We start from the raw sequence: 19,774 nt of genomic DNA on the forward strand, positions 1-19,774 counted from the left end.
TCCTTACTTCAAGATCGATTCAATTTGCGTCAGTACATCTTCGCTCAAGCTAATGCCGGAAGCCTTCGCATTCTCGGTTACTTGATCCGGACGGCTGGCACCAACAAGCGCGCTGGCAACGTTTGGCTGGCGGAGAATCCAAGCAAGCGCCAGGTTGCCTACGCTAATGCCAAGCTCAGCGGAAATAGCTTCAAGCTGGCGGACCTTGTTGATTTTCTCTTCCGTAATGCCTTTACCCATCCAATCGATCTTGGCTGCGCGGCTGTCGGCAGGGAAATCGGTCGTTGACGTGTATTTACCCGTCAGCAGGCCTTGCGCAAGCGGCGAGAATACGACTTGGCCAATGCCGGAACGTTCGCTGAGAGGAATGATTTCCTTCTCAATGTAACGCTCGAACATATTATATATCGGTTGGTTCACTACAATGCGGTCGAGCAAATAACGATCCGCTACGCCAAGAGCCTCCGCGATTTGCGAAGCCTGCCATTCGCTTACTCCGACGTACAGCACTTTGCCGGAACGAACCAGATCATCAATCGCGCGAAGCGTTTCGTGAAGCGGAGTTTCCGGATCATGACGGTGGCAATAGTAAATATCGATATAATCATGACCAAGACGCTTCAAGCTGGCGTTGGCCTGCTCGATAACATGCTTGCGGGACAAACCGCGGTCGTTAGGGCCGTCGCCCATCGGCCAGAATACTTTTGTCGCCAGAACGTAAGACTCGCGCGGATAAGCTTTAAGCGCTTCGCCTACAAGCTCCTCTGCTCCGCCCCGTTCATACACATTTGCCGTATCAAAAAAGTTAATTCCCAAATCGTAAGCCGTGCGGATCGCGTTTACCGCGTTCTCGCGCTCGACATAACCGCCATATGTAAGCCAGCTGCCTAAGCTGATTTCACTAACCTTCAGACCTGTACCGCCAAGTTTCCGATATTTCATTGTTTTCTTCCTCCATTCGATAGCCGAGATTAGACAAACGCTTTCAAACGCAAACGGCATCATCCTGCCAACTAGGAGCCATGCACGTTTCGTACAAGCAACCCCTATTCTAATGGACAACCATCAGGTTGAAAAGAACTGAAATGTTTTTCATTAGATTGGTTCCAGGTTACCTACTATACTTGGATATACCTTGATATTAATCCACGCGGCACGAAAAAACGGCCGCCTAACAGGCGACCGTCTCCCATATAACCATTATTCAAATTCAACGTTATGGTAAACCTGTTGAACGTCTTCAAGATCTTCCAGGGCATCAATCAGCTTCTCGAAGGAAGCTACCGCATCCTCCGGAAGAGTAACGTAGTTCTGCGCAAGCATCGTTACTTCCGCAACTACAAATTCCGTAATGCCCGCATTCTTGAAGGCTTCTTGAACCGCGTTGAACTGATCCGGAGCGGCATACACCATCACGGACTCGTCTTCTTCCACGATGTCGCGGACATCCACATCCGCTTCCAGCATGATCTCCATGACGTCATCCAGCGATTTGCCTTCCACGCCGATAACCGCCGCTTGATCGAACATATAGGATACCGAGCCGCTTACGCCCATATTGCCGCCGGCTTTGTTGAAAGCCGAGCGTACTTCAGGAGCCGTGCGGTTAACGTTGTTCGTCAAGGCATCAACGATAATCATCGAGCCCGCGGGACCAAATCCTTCATAACGGAGCTCGAAATATTGCTCATCCGAGCCGCCTTTTGCTTTCTCGATCGCGCGATCGATAATCGCCTTCGGTACGTTATACGTCTTCGCGCGCTCAAGAACGAACTTCAGAGCGCCGTTGGATTCCGGGTTAGGCTCGCCTTTCTTCGCCGCTACATAAATTTCAAGACCAAATTTCGCATAAATGCGGCTTGTATTGGCGTCTTTAGAAGCTTTTTTCTCTTTAATGTTATTCCACTTACGACCCATGCTGCACCACTTTCTTCATTTTCTATATGCCTATTATAACGACTTTTCCTTGTATTGGACAACTCCTAATCCGAATGCGGTGCGGACATTCGTCGTTATCGGCGTCTTACATGAAGCTTCTGCAGTCTTAAGGCGTTCGCAACAACCGAGACGGAGCTGAGCGCCATCGCCGCGCCGGCGACCCACGGAGCAAGCAGGCCAATGGCCGCTATTGGAATGCCAAGTGTATTGTAGCCAAGCGCCCAAAACAAATTCTGCTTAATATTGCGCATCGTCATGCGGCTGATATAGATGGCATCCGGGATGCTCTCCAGATCGCCGCGCATCAACGTGACATCTGCCGCTTCCATCGCCACATCGGTACCCGTGCCAATCGCCATGCCGATATTGGCGGTAGCCAGTGCAGGAGCGTCGTTGATGCCGTCACCAACCATCGCGACGATATGTCCTTGCTGTTGAAGCTTTTTCACTTCAGCGGCCTTGCCTTCCGGCAGGACCTCCGCCAGCACGTGGTCAATACCAGCCTGACCGGCTATAGCTAGCGCAGTCCGCTCATTGTCGCCGGTAACCATAATGACCTTAATGCCAAGCTGCTTCAACCGCTGTACGGCGGAAAGCGAGCTTTCTTTGATCGTATCGGCAGCCGCGATCATTCCCGCGTATTGACCGTTAATGGCAACCAGCATCGCCGTTTTGCCTGCATGCTCCAGATCGGCCATTACCGGATACGTTTCCGCCGCTTGAATCCCCTCTTGCTCCATCAGCCTGCGAGTGCCAATCAGGATGGACTGTCCTTCCGCTACAGCCCGGATCCCAAAGCCCGGCAAAGCCTCAAACGATTCCGCGGCTGCAAAGGATATACCCCTCTCCCGTATCCCATCGGCAATCGCAACGGCCAAGGGATGCTCCGATAGCTGCTCTGCACCGCCTACAAGACGCAGAAAATCTTCCTCGTCTCTGCCTTCCGCAACAACAAGATCCGTTAAAGTCGGTTTGCCGTTTGTCACCGTCCCCGTCTTATCCAGGATTACGACATCCACTTTATGCGTCTGCTCCAGATGCTCTCCGCCCTTGAACAAGATACCGAGCTCGGCTGCGCGTCCGGATCCCGCCATAATCGAAGTAGGCGTTGCCAATCCAAGCGCGCACGGGCAGGCAATAACCAGAATCGCAATGGCTGTCTCGAGGGCTGCCGTTACGTCACCGGGCTTGATAAAGATCAGCCAGACCAGAAAAGCGATAAGAGCTATACCTGTCACAATAGGAACAAAGATACCCGAGATCACATCCGCAATCCGTTGAATTTGCGCCTTGGAGCCTTGGGCTTCCTCAACGACCCGGATAATTTGAGCCAGCGCTGTCTCTGCCCCAACCCTCGTCGCTTGCACTTTCAGAATGCCGTTGCCGTTAATCGTTGCTCCGATAACCGTATCTCCCGCGTTCTTCTCAACCGGCAGGCTTTCGCCCGTCAGCATCGCTTCATCCACGGCAGAAGCGCCTTCCACCACGATACCGTCAACGGGAATTTTCTCGCCGGGCCGCACAACTACGACATCCCCTTTGATCACTTGCTCAACGGGGATCATCATTTCCTGACCCTCTCTTATAACTGTCGCCGTCTTAGCTCGCAATCCCATCAGCGACTTGATCGCCTCCGATGTACGGCCCTTCGCAAGCGTCTCGAACAGCTTCCCGAGCAAGACAAGAGTAATCAGAATCGCGCTGGTCTCGAAATACAGCTCCGGTCCGTGATGAATCGAGGAACCGTCCGCTGCCCACTTCACCGTGGCGTATAAGCTGTAGAAATACGCGGCAGACGTGCCTAACGCGATAAGGACGTCCATATTGGCGCCGCCGTTCCTAAGCGCCTTATAGGCACTTACGTAGAAGGACCGGCCAATGTAGAACTGAACGGGAGTCGCCAGGATCAGCTGGAACCAAGGATTCATGAACAGCTCCGGCACATAAAGCCACGAGGTGAAAGAAAAGTGCCCAACCATGCTCCAGATAAGCGGAAGGGATAGGACGGCGGATATGATCAGCTTCCTGATCTGTCCTTGTCTTTCGGGATGCTTCCGCGCATCCCCTCTTTCCACGCGCTCAAGAGCCGCGTAACCCAGCTGCTCGACCTTGCGCCGCATATCTTCCACGGTCACTTCGTTTGACGCATATTCCACCCGGGCCGTTTCCATCGCGAAATTCACCGTAGCGGATGCAACGCCGGGCAATCTGTTTAATCCCTTCTCGATACGGTTCGCACAAGCGGCGCAGGTCATTCCGGTTATGTCAAAGGTTGCCTGGTCATTCGATTCCATGGGGGGCATACGCAACACATCCATTTCTCAATATCATTGAATGGCTTCAGTATACCCCCCACCCGTATATATGTCAATCAATAAAAATACCTATAGGGGGTATATTGGATCATCGATCCCGATTACTCCCTTTTCTGCAATTTGAGCATACACGCCAAAGTTTAAGCCCATCTCTTCATTCACCTTTTTCAGGATTGATACATCTCTCGCGTAGGTATCCGGATCCAGCGTAATCAGGGAGCAGCGGTCACAAGGCTCCACCACCTCCAGTCTCGTTGCTCCGATCTGAAGCTGCTTCCCGATCCATCCGTATTCATCGCCCGCGTAATCATCGGATAAACGGACGAGGAGATTGGCCCGGAATCTCCGGGAATCGAGCGGTTTGCCAAGCATTTGCTCCAAGCGGGCCAGCGTGCGATCCGTGATGATCAATAGACAGCGGGCGTCTACTCCGAGCAGCTCATCCGTTGGCTTGTAACGTTTTAGAGCCATCGTTCGCCTTGAATGGGGCTGCAGATAAGCCAGCAGCTCCTCATTCCAGCCAAAGGTCTGACCCTCATGTCCGGTAATTTGAAGAGGCGGGAACTCTTCTTCCGTGCCGGATCGTTCCTCTCCATCTTGAAAAACCACATGCAGACCTAACATCATCGGCACCTCCCGCGCCGTTATGTACTGATTCCAGCCTTCCTTCGTCTCGTCCACAAAAGCATGACTCCGGTCACCGTAAAGTCCGTACGGCGTGATGACAGCCTTCTCCAATTCGTTGCCAGCCAATGATTTCACGGGATATTGGGTAATCCCGGATACATATCCAATGCTTTGCCGATTCATGCAAACGGCCTCCTTAAGCCATAAAAAAATCCTGCCCGACAACAAGCTGTCAGGCAGGATCAGTTATTCCTATTATGCTCAATTCATTAGAATACTTTCGTTGTCCACTCTTCGCAATTCCACGTTTCGGTAACGACTTGTTTGTAGAATTCCGGTTCATGGGAAATCAGCAGAATGCTTCCCTTGTACGCTTTCAGCGCGCGGGCCAGCTCTTCCTTCGCGTCAACGTCCAAGTGGTTCGTCGGCTCGTCGAGCACAAGCAGGTTAGTCTCGCGGTTGATCAGCTTGCACAGGCGTACCTTGGCTTTCTCGCCGCCGCTGAGCACGGCGATCTTGCTCTCGATATGCTTGGTCGTCAGACCGCATTTCGCGAGAGCAGCACGCACTTCGAACTGCGAATAAGACGGGAACTCATTCCAGATTTCGTCGATGCAGGTATTGTTGTTCGACTCTTTCATCTCCTGCTGGAAATAACCGATGCTAAGGATATCGCCACGCTGAACGGAGCCTTCAACCGCCGGAATTTCACCCAAAATGCTGCGCAGAAGGGTTGTTTTGCCGATACCGTTCGCACCAACGAGGGCAATCTTCTGACCGCGCTCCATGCGGAGATTCAGTGGCCTTGAAAGCGGCGAATCGTAGCCGATGACAAGATCCTTCGTCTCGAAGATCAGCTTGCTGGATGCTCTTGCGTCCATGAAGTTGAATTGCGGCTTCGGCTTCTCCTTCGCGAGCTCAATGACTTCCATCTTGTCGAGCTTCTTCTGTCTGGACATGGCCATGTTGCGCGTCGCAACGCTGGCTTTATTCCGGGCAACGAAATCCTTCAGCTCGGAAATTTCCTGCTGCTGGCGCTTGAACGCCGATTCGAGCTGCTGCTTCTTCATTTCATGAACTTCCAGGAAATGATCGTAGTCGCCCACATAGCGGGTAAGCTCTTGATTTTCCATGTGGTAGATCAGGTTAATTACGCTGTTCAGGAACGGAATATCATGAGAGATCAGAATGAAGGCATTCTCATACTCCTGCAGGTAACGCTTCAGCCATTCAATATGCTGCTCGTCCAGGTAGTTGGTAGGCTCGTCGAGGAGCAGAATATCCGGCTTCTCGAGCAGCAGCTTGGCGAGCAGGACCTTCGTGCGCTGGCCGCCGCTCAGATCATGAACGTCCTTGTCGAGGCCGACATCGGTCAGACCAAGTCCACGCGCGGTCTCGTCGATCTTCGCATCAATCAGATAGAAGTCCTGGTTGGTGAGCGTATCCTGAATCGTGCCGACATCCTCGAGCAGCTTTTCGAGTTCTTCCGGCGATACGTCGCCCATTCGGCCGTACATATCGTTCATTTCTTGTTCCATGTCAAACAAATATTGGAAGGCGCCTTTAAGAACATCGCGCATCGTAAGTCCTTTGCTTAATACCGCGTGCTGGTCAAGGTAACCAACGCGCATCCGTTTGGACCATTCCACCTTGCCGTCATCCGGCTGGAGCTTGCCCGTAATAATGTTCATGAAGGTCGATTTGCCTTCGCCGTTCGCCCCGATCAGGCCGATATGCTCCCCTTTGAGCAAGCGGAACGAGACATCATTAAAAATCGCGCGGTCGCCAAATCCATGGCTTAATCTTTCTACGTTTAATATACTCATGAATGCACCTTTTCTTTTTAAACTTTTTTCTCGTTATATTATAAGCGTTAGAGGGCCTATAACTCAATGAAGGATGTCAGGAAAACACGAAAAAAGACGGCCTTTGGCAGGCCGCCACTCTAAATGACGAATAAATCAACAAATTGATCTACCGCCGTATGCTCCAATGCCTCCTGATCCTGACAGAGACCGGCGATCCTCTCCGTCTGTCTGGCGGGAAACCGCGTCCTCAGATTGTCCGCGAACTTACTCACGAGCAGCGGAATACCCTCCCCTCTCCTTCTCCGGTGGCCGATCGGATACTCCACCTCGATTTTATCCGTTGCGGAACCGTCCGCGAAAAAGACCTGAATCGCGTTTGCGATCGAACGTTTGTCCGCCGCGAGGTATTCCGCCGTATAACGCGGATCCTCAACGGCTCGCATTTTGTCACGCAACCGATCAATTCTTGGATCAGATGCCGCAGCATCTTCATAATGATCCGCCGTAAGCCCGCCGTGCAGCAGACCAATCGCAACCATGTACTGCAGACAATGATCCCGGTCGGCCGGATTATGCAGAGGCCCTTTCTTGTCTATGATGCGTATAGCCGACTCGTGAGTGGTAAGCTCGATTGCCGCTATATTATCCAGCCGGTCTTTCACTAGCGGATGAAGGCGGATGGCAGCCTCCACCGCGGTCTGTCCGTGAAATTCCGCCGGATAGGAGATTTTGAACAAGATATGCTCCATCACATAGGATTCGAACGGACGCGCCTGAACAAGCGATTTCCCTTTGAAGAGCACATCCTGAAAGCCCCAGCCGGGAGCCGACAGAACGGAAGGATACCCCATCTCCCCTCTCAGTGCCATGAAAGCAAGCCATACCGCGCGGCTTGTCGCATCGCCTGCCGCCCATGATTTCCTGGAGCCGGTATTCGGCGCATGACGATACGTCCGTAGAGCATGACCATCCAGCCAGGCATGGGATACCGCATTTATGATTTCTTCTTTGCCGCCTCCAAGAAGCTGGGTGACAACGGCGGTTGAAGCAATCTTCACGAGCAGCACATGATCAAGCCCCACTCGGTTGAAGCTGTTCTCGAGCGCGAGTATCCCTTGGATTTCATGCGCCTTAATCATTGCCGTCAGCACATCGCGCATCGTTAATGCCGCGCTGCCTTCGGCTCTGTTCCTGCGGCTGATATAATCGGCGGCGGCGAGTATTCCGCCAAGATTATCCGATGGATGCCCCCATTCGGCCGCCAGCCAGGTATCGTTATAGTCCAGCCAGCGGATCAGGCAGCCGATCTGGAATGCGGCCGTGACCGGATCTGCTTGGATTGAGGTGCCTGGCACTCGGGCGCCATTTGGCACAACCGTACCGGGCACAAGAGGACTCAGAAGCTTGGTGCATTCCGGATAGCGCAGCGCTAACAATCCGCAGCCGAGCGTATCCATCAGACACAGCCTGGCTGTCCCGTACGCTTCGGCGCTCGTCAGCTCTTTATGAAGCACGTAATCGGCGATATCGACCAGCAGCGGGTCGGGTTCCGGACGTTGATGATGAACCGTTACAGACATATCATCTATACTCCTCCCTTGAGGTCTAGAATCCTCTATCGCTGCTCGAGCGGCAGCCACCCTTGCGGTTCCGGTCCGATATAGTCCGCGCTCGGGCGGATTATCCGGTTTCTTGCCCGCTGCTCCAGGATATGGGCCGACCATCCCGTCAGGCGGGAGAGAACAAAGACGGGCGTAAACAGGGAGGTCGGAATGCCCAGATGATGATAAGCCGAGGCGCTGTAGAAATCGAGATTCGGGAACAGCTTTTTCTCCCGGCGCATCACCTGCTCGATTCTCTCGGATATGTCGTAGAGCTTCCGGTCTCCTGCTTGCTCCGACAAGGTAAGGGACCACTCCTTAATAACATCCGACCGCGGATCGGATACCGAATACACGCGGTGGCCAAAGCCCATAATCAGCTGCTTCACCCGCAGCGCTTCCAAGATGCCCGATTCGGCTTCTTCCGGATTATCATACCGTTCGATCAGCTCCATCGCAGCCTCATTGGCGCCGCCATGCAGCGGTCCGCGCAGCGTGCCAATCCCCGTGGTAATCGCTGAATAATAATCCGACAACGTGGAGGCCGTTACTCTGGCGGCGAAGGTTGAGGCGTTAAATTCATGCTCCGCGTATAAGGTAAGGGATACATCCAACGCTTTGACATGCTGCTCATCGGGCTCTCTCTGATGGAGCAGGCTTAGGAAATGCTCGGCAATTCCTCCTCCGCTTCCGGACGTATCGATCCGTTTGCCGGAATGCTGGTAATGATGCCAATACAGCAGCATCGACGACGTGCAGCCGAGCAACCGGACCGCGATATCCAGGGCTAAACGGTCTTCCTCTTCCGGTTCAAAGGAAGCGAGCGCAGAGATGCCGGTTCGGAGTACGTCCATCGGGTGAGTGCTTCCCGGCAGCAATTCAAGAATGCTGGCTATGGCAGGAGGCAGCTCCCGGCTGTCAGCCAGCTGTCTGTGAAATTCGTTAAGCTGCTGAGCTGTTGGAAGCCAGCCGTACAGGAGTAAATAAGCGGTCTCTTCAAAGGTTGCGAACTGGGCTAACTCATAGATGGAATAGCCGCGGTAGGATAATCCCTTCCCCTCTTTGCCGACTGTGGAGATGCCTGTCTGACCGGCAATAACATCCGCAAGACCTCCTTGCTTAGCTCCGGGCATTTACTCTTCCTCCTTCTTGTCCTTCTCTTCCATCCCAAACAGCACATCCAGCTTATGTTCATAGTCGTAATAGTGCAGAAAATCATACAGCTCCGCGCGGGTCTGCATCAGATTAATCACCTTCTGCTGCGTGCCCTCTTCACGGATGGCGCGGAAAACGCGCAGCGCTGCCGCATTCATCGCCCTGAACGCGGATAACGGATAAAGCGCAAGACCAACGCCGGCCGACCGAAGCTCTTGGGCGGTGAACAGCGGCGTCCTTCCAAATTCCGTTATGTTCGCTAGTATTGGTACCCGAACAGCCTCGGCAAACTGCTTATATTCCTGCAGACTGCCCACCGCTTCGGGAAAAAGCATATCCGCGCCTGCCTCCACGTACTTGCGCGAGCGTTCAATCGCGGCATCAAGCCCTTCCGAAGCAAGCGCATCCGTACGGGCCATAATAACGAAGCTGCTATCTGTCCTCGCATCAACGGCTGCCTTGATGCGGTCCACCATCTCATCCGTGCGGACCATTGCCTTGTTGGGCCGATGGCCGCAGCGCTTCTCCGCCACCTGATCCTCGATATGGACGGCAGCCGCTCCGGCTCTTTGCATCTCCTTAATCGTGCGCGCAATTTGGAAGGCGCCTCCGAAGCCGGTATCAATATCGACCAGCAGCGGCAGCTCCGTCACATTCGTAATCCGGCGGATATCCTCGAGCACGTCCTGAAGCGTGGTGATGCCAAGATCAGGAAGGCCAAAGGAGGCGTTCGCGACACCCGCACCCGATAAGTAGAGGGCACGGAAACCGACCTGCTCCGCCATCATTGCCGCATAGGCGTTAATTGCTCCCGCCACTTGAAGCGGCTGTTCCTCCTGGATCGCCTCCCGTAGCTTAAGTCCGGGACTACTTGTCATAAAAGTCACCTTCATTTCATCAATCTGCCGCTGATTACAATGCGGTGTATCTCATTGGTGCCCTCATAGATTTGCGTCACCTTGGCATCCCGGAACAACCGCTCTGCCGGATGATCCCTGGACAACCCTTCAGCCCCCAATAGCCGAACGGCGGCACCGGTTACCGCTACCGCCGTATCAGATGCGAACATTTTGGCCATCGAAGCTTCCTTCGTGCATGGCCTGCCGTCCTGTCGCAAGGACGCCGCCCGATAGACAAGCAGCCTGGCTGCTTCTGTTCTTGCCATCAGCTCTGCCAGCTCCGCGTGGCGGTGAGTGAGAAGCTTGCCCTTTGGCAGCTGCAGCCGCTTCCGCAGAAGCAGCATCGCAGCTTCCGCAATGCCTAACGCTTGCGCCGCAATGCCGATCCGGCCGCCGTCCAGCGAGCCTTTGGCAATCGCAAACCCTTCGCCTTCCCGGCCAAGACGGTACTCTGCGGGAATTCGCAGCTGCTCGAAATGAAGCTCGCAGGTATTGGAGCCATGCAAGCCCATTTTCCGCTCCGGCTTCCCGATATGAAGACCTTCCGTATCGCCGGGAACGATAAACGCCGAGATCCCTCCTGCCCGTTTGGCCGCATCCGTAACTGCGAACAGAAGGTATACGCCGGCAGCACCGGCATTCGTAATAAACAGCTTGGAGCCGTTCAGCTCATAATCCTCGCCTTTTCTGGCGGCAGAAGTTCGTATCGCAGCCGCATCTGAGCCCGCATGCGGCTCTGTCAGCGCAAAAGCGCCAATCCACTCTCCCGAAGCCAGCTTCCTGACGAACTGTTGGCGCTGCTGATCCGACCCGTAATTCAGGATAGGGAGCGTGCAGACCGAGGAATGTACCGACAAAATAACGCCAACCGCCGCGCTAACCTTCGATACTTCGTTAATCGCTATAATATAGGAGATGAAATCCTTGCCTGCTCCTCCCCACAGCTTCGGTATGGGTATTCCCATCCATTGCCGCTCAGCCATACGTCTAATGAGATCAACGGGAAAGCGCTCCTCCGACTCCATCATCGGTACGGCTGAAGCAATCTCTGCCGCGGCAAATTGACGTATAGCGTGCTGCAGCTCTTGCTGCTCCTTCGTAAACCGGAGTTCCATCGTCAATCGCTCCTTTCGGGTGCGATTCTAATCGTAGCTGTAGAAACCTCTCCCGGTTTTCTTCCCTAACCATCCGGCCGATACATAGTTGCGAAGCAGCGGACAAGGCCGGTATTTCGAATCGCCAAACCCTTCCTGCAACGTTTCCATAATGGACAGACAAGTATCCAGACCAATAAAATCAGCGAGCGTCAGAGGACCCATCGGATGATTCATGCCCAGCTTCATGATCTGGTCTACCGCTTCGGGCGAAGCAACTCCTTCATAGACCGCATAGACCGCTTCGTTAATCATCGGCATCAAGATGCGGTTGGAGATAAAGCCCGGATAATCCTCCGCCCGGATCGCCGTCTTCCCGAGTGCTTCGGCTAACGAAACGGTCGTTGTCAACGTGTCCTCTGAAGTCGCAAGTCCCCGAATGACTTCCACCAGCGGCATAAGAGGCACCGGATTCATGAAATGCATGCCGATCACCTGCGAGGGGCGTTTAGTTACCCCTGCAATTACTGTGATCGACAGCGAAGAGGTGTTTGTCGCAAGGATGGTCTCGGGCGGACATAAGCGATCTAATTCCCGGAAAAGCTTCTGCTTCAGCTCAAGCTGCTCCGGAACTGCCTCAATTACAAAATCCGAGTTACGGCAGGAATCAAGCGTGGTGACCGGTGTAAGCTTGAGCCATGCGGCATCCCTCTGCTCCGGAGACAGACGCCCTTTGTTCATCAAACGGTCAAGCGAACTCGCGATAGCTCCCATTCCTCGCTCAACCGCAGCATCGGAAATATCGTATAGCGCCGTTGTATACCCGCTTTGCGCCAGTGTCTGGGCGATACCGCTTCCCATTTGCCCGGCCCCAAGCACGGTTACCTGGCGGATACGCTGTACCAGCTCCATAACCCCTCACCTCTAATTCGTTCATCCTTCTACCTGCAGCAGGATCGCGTCGCCTTGCGCACCGCCGCTGCATATAGCCGCGATGCCTAGTCCGCCTCCCCGCCTCTTCAGCTCGTGAATTAGCGTCAGGACGATACGGGCGCCGCTTGCTCCAATCGGATGCCCTAGCGCTATGGCACCGCCGTTGACGTTGACCTTCTCAGGATCCCAGCCCAGCATTTGACCGCTGATCAGCACAACGGAGGCAAAGGCTTCATTTACTTCAAACAGATCAATTCGCTCGATTGGTATTCCCGTCTTCTTTAATAGCCTGCGGATGGCCAGAGCCGGAACGGTCGCCAGATAAGCCGCTTCAGCGCCGGCTGAAGCGTGACCAAGGATAGTGGCAAGCGGCATTATCCCTTGGCGCGAGGCCTCCTCCGCCGACATAACCGTAACCGCGGCAGCGCCGTCGTTAACGCCGGGGGCATTACCGGCTGTTATGGTCCCGGTTTTGTCGAAGGCTGGCTTTAACTTCGCAAGCTTAGCCGCATCCGTGTCCGGACGAGGGCACTCATCACTTCCCGCTTTTGTTCCATCGTCCAGAGTAATGGTTACAATCTCTTCGGCGAAACGGCCATTCTGCTGTGCAGCTACCGCACGGATATGGCTTCGCAGCGCCCATTCATCCTGTTCTTTGCGGCCAATCTTGAATTCATCCGCCACCCGGTTGCCAAGCGAGCCCATCGGTACCTGATGGAAGGCGCAGAATAAACCGTCATTATTCATCAAATCAACAATTGCCGCATTTCCCATTCTTGCTCCCCATCTGGCCGATGGGACCGCATATGGCGCGCGGCTCATGCTTTCCATGCCGCCCGCAACCAGAATATGAGCATCTCCGGAGCGGATCATTTGATCTGCCGCCGTTATGGCTCGTAGGCCGGATGCACAAACCTTGTTTATCGTCTCCGATGGAACATCCCAGCTCAGACCAGCCAGTCTAGCAGCCTGCCGGGATGGAATTTGACCCGCGCCTGCCTGAAGCACCATCCCCATAATGACGCCTTCGACCTGATCGGCATTGATGCCGGATCTCTGCAGCGCTCCTTCAATCACCGAAGCGCCAAGCTGAACCGCGGGAACAGCTTTGAACTGGCCGCCAAATTTACCAAAGGCCGTTCTAGCCCCCGCTACAATGACAGACTGTCGTGTAGACATGCCGTCAGCTCCTCCTATTCCGCCTCCAGGCTGGCCAATATCGCCGAATACGAATTTTCCCCGCCTGCTTCTAGACTTTTGGCATCCCGCAAATACCTCTCAACGCGATACTCGCGCATATAGCCGTAACCTCCGAAAATCTGCACGGCTTCAACTGCAATGGCTGCAGCATGCTTGATTGCAAAAAGCTTTGCCATGGCAGCCTTCCCGCTGCCTTCCTTCCCTCTATCCCGTAACCAGGCTGCTTCATAGACAAGCCACCTTGATGCCTCCACATTCGCCGCCATATCAGCCAGCTTGAATGCAATGCCCTGCTGGAGGCCAATCGGTTTGCCGAATTGGGTCCGTTCCTTTGCGTAAGCAAGCGCAGCCTCGAGAGCCCCTTGGGCAATCCCCGTCGCTTGCGCTGCAAGGCCGATCTCCCTCATTTCATTAATGGCGTTAATGATATGCGAATCCGCCGCCAATTCAGATTGGCCATTACTTTCTTTAACCACATTAAATAATGAGCAGATGCCGGAATTAAATTGCAGATTTGCGGAAGGCACTCCTCTTAACCCTAACTTGTTAGCCGTTGGACCCATGCTGATGCCGGAGGAGCCAGCATGGGCGGGAGCGACCCCAAGCGACAATCGGCCGTTCCGGTGTTTGACGAGAAGGATATAATCATCTGCCGTACCTGCCAGATCAACGGACGAAATACAGCCGTTTAATTGATAGGAGCTCTGAGCCAATCTTTTAAGCCTTAATGGCTGATCGCAGACAGCGAGCGTGCCCATTCTCGCCCCTGTAGTTAATGGCGTTAACTTTTCCTCGCGCAGCTCATGCTGACCATATTGGCTGACCACCCATGATGCCATCGTATGCGCATGAAGAACGGCAGCGGTTGAGGCACAGACACGTGCCAGCTCCTCCAGGACGATGGCATACGCCAAGGCATCGCTTCCCGCGCCGCCCCATCGTTCGGCAATCGGAATTCCCGTCAACCCCATCTCGGCCATGCTTTTGAACAAATCTCGATCAACCCGTTCGAACTCATCCCGATCGGCCGCTCCCCGGGCTACTTCAGCATCTGCAAAATCCCTCACTGCCGAACGGGTCAGCTCGTATTCCTCGTCCAGCTGAAACCGCATCTCCCCCTCCCCCTTTCTGCAAAAGGACAAACTTTCGACGGATTCCGAGCCTACTTCAATATATGAGGGGGCCTTCCGTTAACATGCCGCACATAACAAAAAACCGCAGCTCCATAGAGCTGCGGTGCACATATGCGGTGATCTCCGCATTATGACCGTTGCCCGTAGGGCTGCGGAGAAATAATAGGTTACGGCTGCTTCACTCCGGCATAAATATGAATGGCATCTCTCAGAAAAGCTGCCGTTCCAGGCCGATCGGTATCGTAATAAGCGGTGAAGCGCTCGTCATCGACATACATTTGGGCAAGCCCGGCATGGGCTTCCTTCGAATATTCTTTCCAATAATAGCACAGCCAGCGTTTATGAAGATCGGCTGTTTTTTGCGCCAGCTCGCCCGCAGGATCCCCTGTTACAAAGGCTTCGGCTAAGGTGGTCTTGATTTCCTCGGACAGCTGAGTCACTTCTTCAAACTGCTCCTGCGTCATGTTGCTCAGCTTGGCGTTGGACGCATTCACCGTATCATCGCCGTATTTCTCCCGGATTTCCTTGCCGTATTTCTTCTCATTCTCATCAATCAGCTTCTGCTTGAAGCCTTCAAACTTCTGTTTATCGGACATTTTTATTTTCCCTCCCGCATGTTCAATGGACTGCTCGACATTCCGGATGAGGACATCCAGCTGCCGCCTACGGTCGAGAAGCTGCTCGTGGTGCTCCTTCAGGGCGTTGGTCTTGTCAAAGGAAGGATCGGTAACGATCTGCTTGATTTGTTCAAGACCTATTCCAAGCTCGCGGAAAAATAATATCTGCTGCAGCAGATCAACCTCCGCTTCGCCATAAATCCGGTATCCGGATGAACTGACTCTTGCCGGCTTCAATAGTCCGAGTTCATCGTAATACCGCAGCGTTCTTGTGCTGACACCGGCGAGCTGTCCCAGCTTCTGTACGGTATATTCCATCTGCTCACCTCCCGACAACCTCACTTTACACCTTGACGCAACGTCAAAGTCAACGGCATTTATCAGCTTTTTCTTAAGTTGATGATACCATGCATGAATTGATTCCCGTCCGCTCAATCTAGTAGGGTTGGAGGTGAGAAATCATGACTGGACGCAACAATAAGCCGGATAATGACGGGCCTGCAGCTAGTCCATCGCGCCTTGATCAATTTGGCGATAAGCTGGCGGATAACTCAGGATCGGTTCCTAAGAAGAACAGCAACAAAAACAACTGCAAATGACGAAACGAAGGAAGGGCTGCCTCATACGGCAGCCCTTTTCAACGTTCAAGCTTTCCCTGCGGCTGTCTCAACAGCCGAATCATTCATATACAGCTCTTTCATAATCGATTCGATAGGAATCGCGTCAATCGCCATATCGACGATACCGTAGACTTCATTGAATTCCCGAATAAATCTTTTTAAAGGCAACAGAGTCGTGTCAATCTCCAGCGCGATTTCGAGCGGACCCATCCGTTCAGTGATCGTAATGCCCTGAACGCGAATATCAGGCACCACGGCTTCCGTAGTCAATCGAACGGACTTCTTGTCTCCCAGCCGGCTTCTCAAGACGCCAAGCGAATCATCCACCACAATTTCGCCGTGATTGATCACAATAACTCTTTCCGCCAGCATCTCTACATCCTCCAGATCATGCGTAGTCAGAATGAAGGTGACGCCCTGGCTGTTCATGCTCCGGATAAAATGACGGATGTTCTCCTTCGCGATCATATCCAGTCCAATCGTTGGTTCATCTAAGAATACAATCTCCGGGCGATGCAGCATCGCCATTATGAATTCGCATTTCATCCGTTCGCCAAGCGAGAGCTGACGCGTCGGCTTCCGGATAATGCTTCCAACGTTCAGCAGCTCGGTGAGCTCATCCAGCGTCGACTTATATTGCTGTTCCGGCACCCCGTAGATGGCTTTGTTCATATAAAAGGCATCCACCGGCGGAATATCCCAGAGCAGCTGCGATTTCTGGCCAAATACAGCCCCAATCCTGCCGACATATTGCCGCCTTTGCTTCCAGGGAATAAGCCCGAGTGCCTTCACTTCACCGGCGGTAGGATGAAGAACACCCGTCAGTATTTTTAGCGTGGTCGACTTGCCTGCTCCGTTAGGACCAAGAAAAGCAAGCATCTCGCCTTGCGGCACCGTAAAAGACAAGTCGTGAACAGCCTTGATTTCCTTCATCGGCCGTTTGATCAAGTTGCGTGTCACTTCCCGAAAGGTGTGGCCGCGTTCATGGGTCATATAGGTTTTTGTCAAATTGCGAACTTCAATCATATCGTCTTGCATCCTCCCTATCCGTCGTTAACCATTATCCGCCTGCGCTTGTATACCCTCGAAGCATGCGGTTCCAGTACCCCATTCCGAGCAGCAGGAAGCCTGCAGCGGGCAGCAATGCCCACAGACCTGTCCAGCCGCTTCTGCCAAGCAGCGCTTCCGCAGGAACAAAGGCAATGAGTCCTATAGGCAGGATGTAGGTTAAGATATTTTGCAGCGACTTCGAGAAGATCGTGCCCGGATACATGCCAAAGCTTGTAAAGGCATCGAAGATATCAAAGACGCGGCTGCTGCCAACCCAGCGGAACAACATGCCGGAGAGGAACAGAGACACCGCGCACAGCATGGTTACCGATGCCAGGAAGAGCAAGCCGAATTGAAGCCATGCTTCCCCACCCGGCATCGCCATCCCGCTTAACGCGTAGACGAATAGAACCGCGCCGCTGAACAGCCGCCCGAAATCATCGGGATCAAAGCCGGTAATCATCGCCATCAGCATGACAGGCCGCGGCCGGAGCAGCAGCAAGTCGAAGGTGCCTTCACGGACATGGCCAAGCGTCGTGCCTACCATCCCGAAGAAGAACGGAAACGCAATCCCCTTCGACAAGGCAAATACCGCTTGGATAAGCAGCGCCTCATGGATGGTCCATCCGGGGAACGACGCACCGGACTTATACACGAGCAAGGTGACCAGCGGAACAACAAGATCACCAATAACGAGCATGACAACGCTGATGATGAAATGACTGCGATAGGCCAATTGCTCCGCAAATTTCGTTCTTATTACAGCCCCGAGCAAGCTCTCCTTCATACGCCCACCCCCGTGAATCTTCTCATTGCTGCGTTGTACAGGAGAGTCATCGCGAGAGCGGTTGCGGCAACAGCGACAGCTTGAAGTCCTACTGCTTGCGCAAGGGACAGACGAATACCGGCAAGCTCGTATTCTCCTCCATATACCCTGGCAGGAAGATAGGTAATAAACTGGAAGGGCAGGAAGAACAGAATCTTCTGCAGAACCTCCGGGAAAAAGGACAGCGGAATGAATACCCCCGCGCAAATATCCTTCAGCAACAGGAAGACCCGGCGGATCCCTTCTGCCCTGACGAGCCAGAAGGCCGTCAGCCCGACGCAATAATTGACCATAAAGTTCATCAGGAAGCTGAACATAATCGAAAGAAGCGCCCATCCTGGTGCCGCAGGCTGCAGATTCACGCCAAAGACAAAGATGAACAGCAAGAGCACCGGCAGCACTTCAACCCATATGGCCAGCGAGCGATGACCGATCTTCTGAGCGAGCGCAAACAGCCAATGCGGCAGCGGCCTCAGGGCGAAGGTGACGAACTTCCCGCTTCGCACGAGCATCTGCAGGTTCCAATCCGCGAAATCAAACGAAATATAATGAATGAGGCTCGCCACGCCGTAATAGGTAAGCATTTGTTGATACGTCAATCCGTTTATCGTATCATGCCCCTGATAGACGGCCTTCCAAATAAAGACCTGTACGAGGAACATTACCGGACCAACCAGGAGCGAAGCCGCCATATGCGACCGGAACGCCGCCCACTCCTTATAGGTAGCGAATCCGATCGCGGAAATGACGGCGGTCAGCCGCTTCACAGCCAGCCGGAGCCGATAATGTTCTGCGTACCGTTAATCGACTCCGGACACCAATCCGTATTAGAAGGAACAAAGAAGACCGCGACGGATTGATGCTGCGGGTCCACAAGCAGCTTGCAGCGTCCCGCTCCTTCATGTCCATAGGAGCCAACCGGCAGCCAATCATCGTGACCGGTCAGATTCGCGCCTAGTCCATAGGTGAAATTCTTGATTCGCCCGCCCCAGCAAAAGCCTTCAATCCCGCTGTTCAAGACATTCGTGCTCATCTTCTCGACCGACTTGCGAGATAAGATCTTAACCCCGTCAAGCGTGCCTTTGTTCAACAGCATCTGGCCGAAACGGTATAAATCCGCAAGCGTCGAACTCATGCCGCCGCCTGCTCTTGGAGGACCATAACTGCGGTCTTGCTGCTTGGTATCCCGATTCACCTCTTGCTCATTAATCCAGCATACCTCGTCATGCAGCTCCTGAGGTATAACGAAGAAAGTGCGGTTCATGCCTAGCGGCTGAACAATCTTCTCCATCACGTACTGTTCGAACGGAATTCCGCTCGCGCGCGTTACGATCTCGCCAAGCACGCAAAATCCGGCAGAGGAGTAGCTCCACTCCGCACCAGGTGCCGATAAAGGCTGTCCGGATAATAAAGCCCTGAGCCACTGGCCGCGGCGCTGCTTCTCCAGCTCTTCCGGATCAGTTATGGCAAAGGGACCTTCCGTCTCCGGCTCGAAAGCAAACAGGACATCCCACCAGCCTCTTGGATAAGGTTCCTGGAAGTATCCGACATCGGCATGAAGTCCCGAAGTATGAGTGAGCAGATGCCAGATTTGAATTTTGTCGTACGTAGGGTTCTTGAATTCCTCGATCCACTCCGAGACCGACTGTCTTAGAAACAGCTTCCCCTGCTCCACCAGCTGGAAAATCGCCGTTGCGGTAAACAGCTTGGTCACCGACGCGATTTTGCGGATCGTATCTTCCTTGTACGCCGAATCCGGATCATTATATTTGAGCTGTCCATATGCGCCTTTCGCGAAGACCTTGCCCTTCGCGGAGAGAAGATACGCTGCGCTTTGAATCTGTTCCCGCTTAATCAGCTTCTTGAAATGCTCTTCCAACCGAAGCCGCGCATCCGGATCAAATCCGGTCTCCTGCGGCTGAATTGCTGCATACACGCCCGATGTTGTCATGGGCAGC

18 protein-coding genes are annotated in these 19,774 nt (G+C 53.6%); 1 reads left to right on the forward strand and 17 read right to left on the reverse strand.

Features of this window, described 5'->3' with window-relative positions:
- Positions 1-3 precede the first annotated feature (3 nt).
- The 13 genes from M3194_RS14690 to M3194_RS14750 all read right to left on the reverse strand — a co-directional run bounded on the left by M3194_RS14690 (position 4) and on the right by M3194_RS14750 (position 15,638).
- The gene (locus M3194_RS14690; protein WP_251654817.1) at positions 4-942 is read right to left on the reverse strand and encodes an aldo/keto reductase family protein; all 939 of its coding nucleotides are present in this window, start codon (positions 940-942) and stop codon (positions 4-6) included.
- 258 nt (positions 943-1,200) lie between these two features.
- Entirely contained in the window at positions 1,201-1,917 is a 717-nt protein-coding gene (locus M3194_RS14695) for a YebC/PmpR family DNA-binding transcriptional regulator (protein WP_251654818.1), read from the reverse strand.
- A gap of 95 nt (positions 1,918-2,012) precedes the next feature.
- A complete protein-coding gene (locus M3194_RS14700; RefSeq protein WP_285889262.1) occupies positions 2,013-4,241 on the reverse strand; it encodes a heavy metal translocating P-type ATPase in 2,229 nt (742 codons plus the stop codon).
- An 81-nt stretch (positions 4,242-4,322) separates the two neighbouring features.
- The gene (locus tag M3194_RS14705; RefSeq protein ID WP_251654819.1) at positions 4,323-5,063 is read right to left on the reverse strand and encodes an MOSC domain-containing protein; all 741 of its coding nucleotides are present in this window, start codon (positions 5,061-5,063) and stop codon (positions 4,323-4,325) included.
- A gap of 86 nt (positions 5,064-5,149) precedes the next feature.
- The gene (locus tag M3194_RS14710) at positions 5,150-6,706 is read right to left on the reverse strand and encodes an ABC-F family ATP-binding cassette domain-containing protein (RefSeq protein ID WP_251654820.1); all 1,557 of its coding nucleotides are present in this window, start codon (positions 6,704-6,706) and stop codon (positions 5,150-5,152) included.
- Between the two features lie 119 nt (positions 6,707-6,825).
- On the reverse strand, positions 6,826-8,268 hold the full coding sequence (locus tag M3194_RS14715; protein ID WP_251654821.1) for a bifunctional 2-methylcitrate dehydratase/aconitate hydratase: 1,443 nt from the start codon (positions 8,266-8,268) through the stop codon (positions 6,826-6,828).
- A 35-nt stretch (positions 8,269-8,303) separates the two neighbouring features.
- Complete coding sequence (locus M3194_RS14720; RefSeq protein ID WP_251654822.1) at positions 8,304-9,422, reverse strand: citrate synthase/methylcitrate synthase; 1,119 nt, start codon at positions 9,420-9,422, stop codon at positions 8,304-8,306.
- Positions 9,423-10,337 carry a methylisocitrate lyase gene (gene prpB / locus M3194_RS14725; RefSeq protein ID WP_251654823.1) on the reverse strand — a complete coding sequence of 305 codons (915 nt, stop codon included), beginning with the start codon at positions 10,335-10,337 and terminating at the stop codon, positions 9,423-9,425.
- Positions 10,334-11,458, reverse strand: a complete 1,125-nt coding sequence (locus M3194_RS14730; RefSeq protein ID WP_251654824.1) for an acyl-CoA dehydrogenase family protein — start codon at positions 11,456-11,458, stop codon at positions 10,334-10,336. Before M3194_RS14730 ends, prpB begins: the two co-directional genes overlap by 4 nt.
- Before the next feature lie 27 nt (positions 11,459-11,485).
- Positions 11,486-12,349: a 3-hydroxyacyl-CoA dehydrogenase family protein gene (locus M3194_RS14735; protein ID WP_251654825.1), complete on the reverse strand. Its 864-nt coding sequence runs from the start codon at positions 12,347-12,349 to the stop codon at positions 11,486-11,488.
- Positions 12,350-12,370: 21 nt separating this feature from the next.
- Positions 12,371-13,549, reverse strand: a complete 1,179-nt coding sequence (locus M3194_RS14740; protein ID WP_251654826.1) for an acetyl-CoA C-acetyltransferase — start codon at positions 13,547-13,549, stop codon at positions 12,371-12,373.
- A gap of 14 nt (positions 13,550-13,563) precedes the next feature.
- On the reverse strand, positions 13,564-14,682 hold the full coding sequence (locus M3194_RS14745; RefSeq protein ID WP_251654827.1) for an acyl-CoA dehydrogenase family protein: 1,119 nt from the start codon (positions 14,680-14,682) through the stop codon (positions 13,564-13,566).
- A 188-nt stretch (positions 14,683-14,870) separates the two neighbouring features.
- Positions 14,871-15,638, reverse strand: coding sequence for a MerR family transcriptional regulator (locus M3194_RS14750; RefSeq protein WP_251654828.1), 768 nt, complete (start codon positions 15,636-15,638; stop codon positions 14,871-14,873).
- A 143-nt stretch (positions 15,639-15,781) separates the two neighbouring features.
- Here M3194_RS14750 and M3194_RS14755 point away from each other — a divergent pair, with 143 nt between their 5' ends.
- Positions 15,782-15,919: a hypothetical protein gene (locus M3194_RS14755; protein ID WP_251654829.1), complete on the forward strand. Its 138-nt coding sequence runs from the start codon at positions 15,782-15,784 to the stop codon at positions 15,917-15,919.
- Between the two features lie 45 nt (positions 15,920-15,964).
- Here the strand turns inward: M3194_RS14755 and M3194_RS14760 are convergent, their stop codons facing one another.
- From M3194_RS14760 to M3194_RS14775, 4 genes are read right to left on the reverse strand one after another with little or no spacing between them, the layout of a single operon-like run.
- Positions 15,965-16,966, reverse strand: coding sequence for an ABC transporter ATP-binding protein (locus M3194_RS14760; protein ID WP_251654830.1), 1,002 nt, complete (start codon positions 16,964-16,966; stop codon positions 15,965-15,967).
- Positions 16,967-17,000: 34 nt separating this feature from the next.
- Positions 17,001-17,777 carry an ABC transporter permease gene (locus tag M3194_RS14765; RefSeq protein ID WP_251654831.1) on the reverse strand — a complete coding sequence of 259 codons (777 nt, stop codon included), beginning with the start codon at positions 17,775-17,777 and terminating at the stop codon, positions 17,001-17,003.
- A complete protein-coding gene (locus M3194_RS14770) occupies positions 17,774-18,583 on the reverse strand; it encodes an ABC transporter permease (protein WP_251654832.1) in 810 nt (269 codons plus the stop codon). The genes M3194_RS14765 and M3194_RS14770 overlap by 4 nt, the downstream gene beginning before the upstream one ends.
- A complete protein-coding gene (locus M3194_RS14775) occupies positions 18,580-19,767 on the reverse strand; it encodes a serine hydrolase domain-containing protein (protein WP_251654833.1) in 1,188 nt (395 codons plus the stop codon). Before M3194_RS14775 ends, M3194_RS14770 begins: the two co-directional genes overlap by 4 nt.
- Between the last annotated feature and the right edge of the window lie 7 nt (positions 19,768-19,774).

Source organism: Paenibacillus glycanilyticus (assembly GCF_023715145.1).
Classification (GTDB): Bacteria; Bacillota; Bacilli; order Paenibacillales; family Paenibacillaceae; genus Pristimantibacillus; species Pristimantibacillus glycanilyticus_A.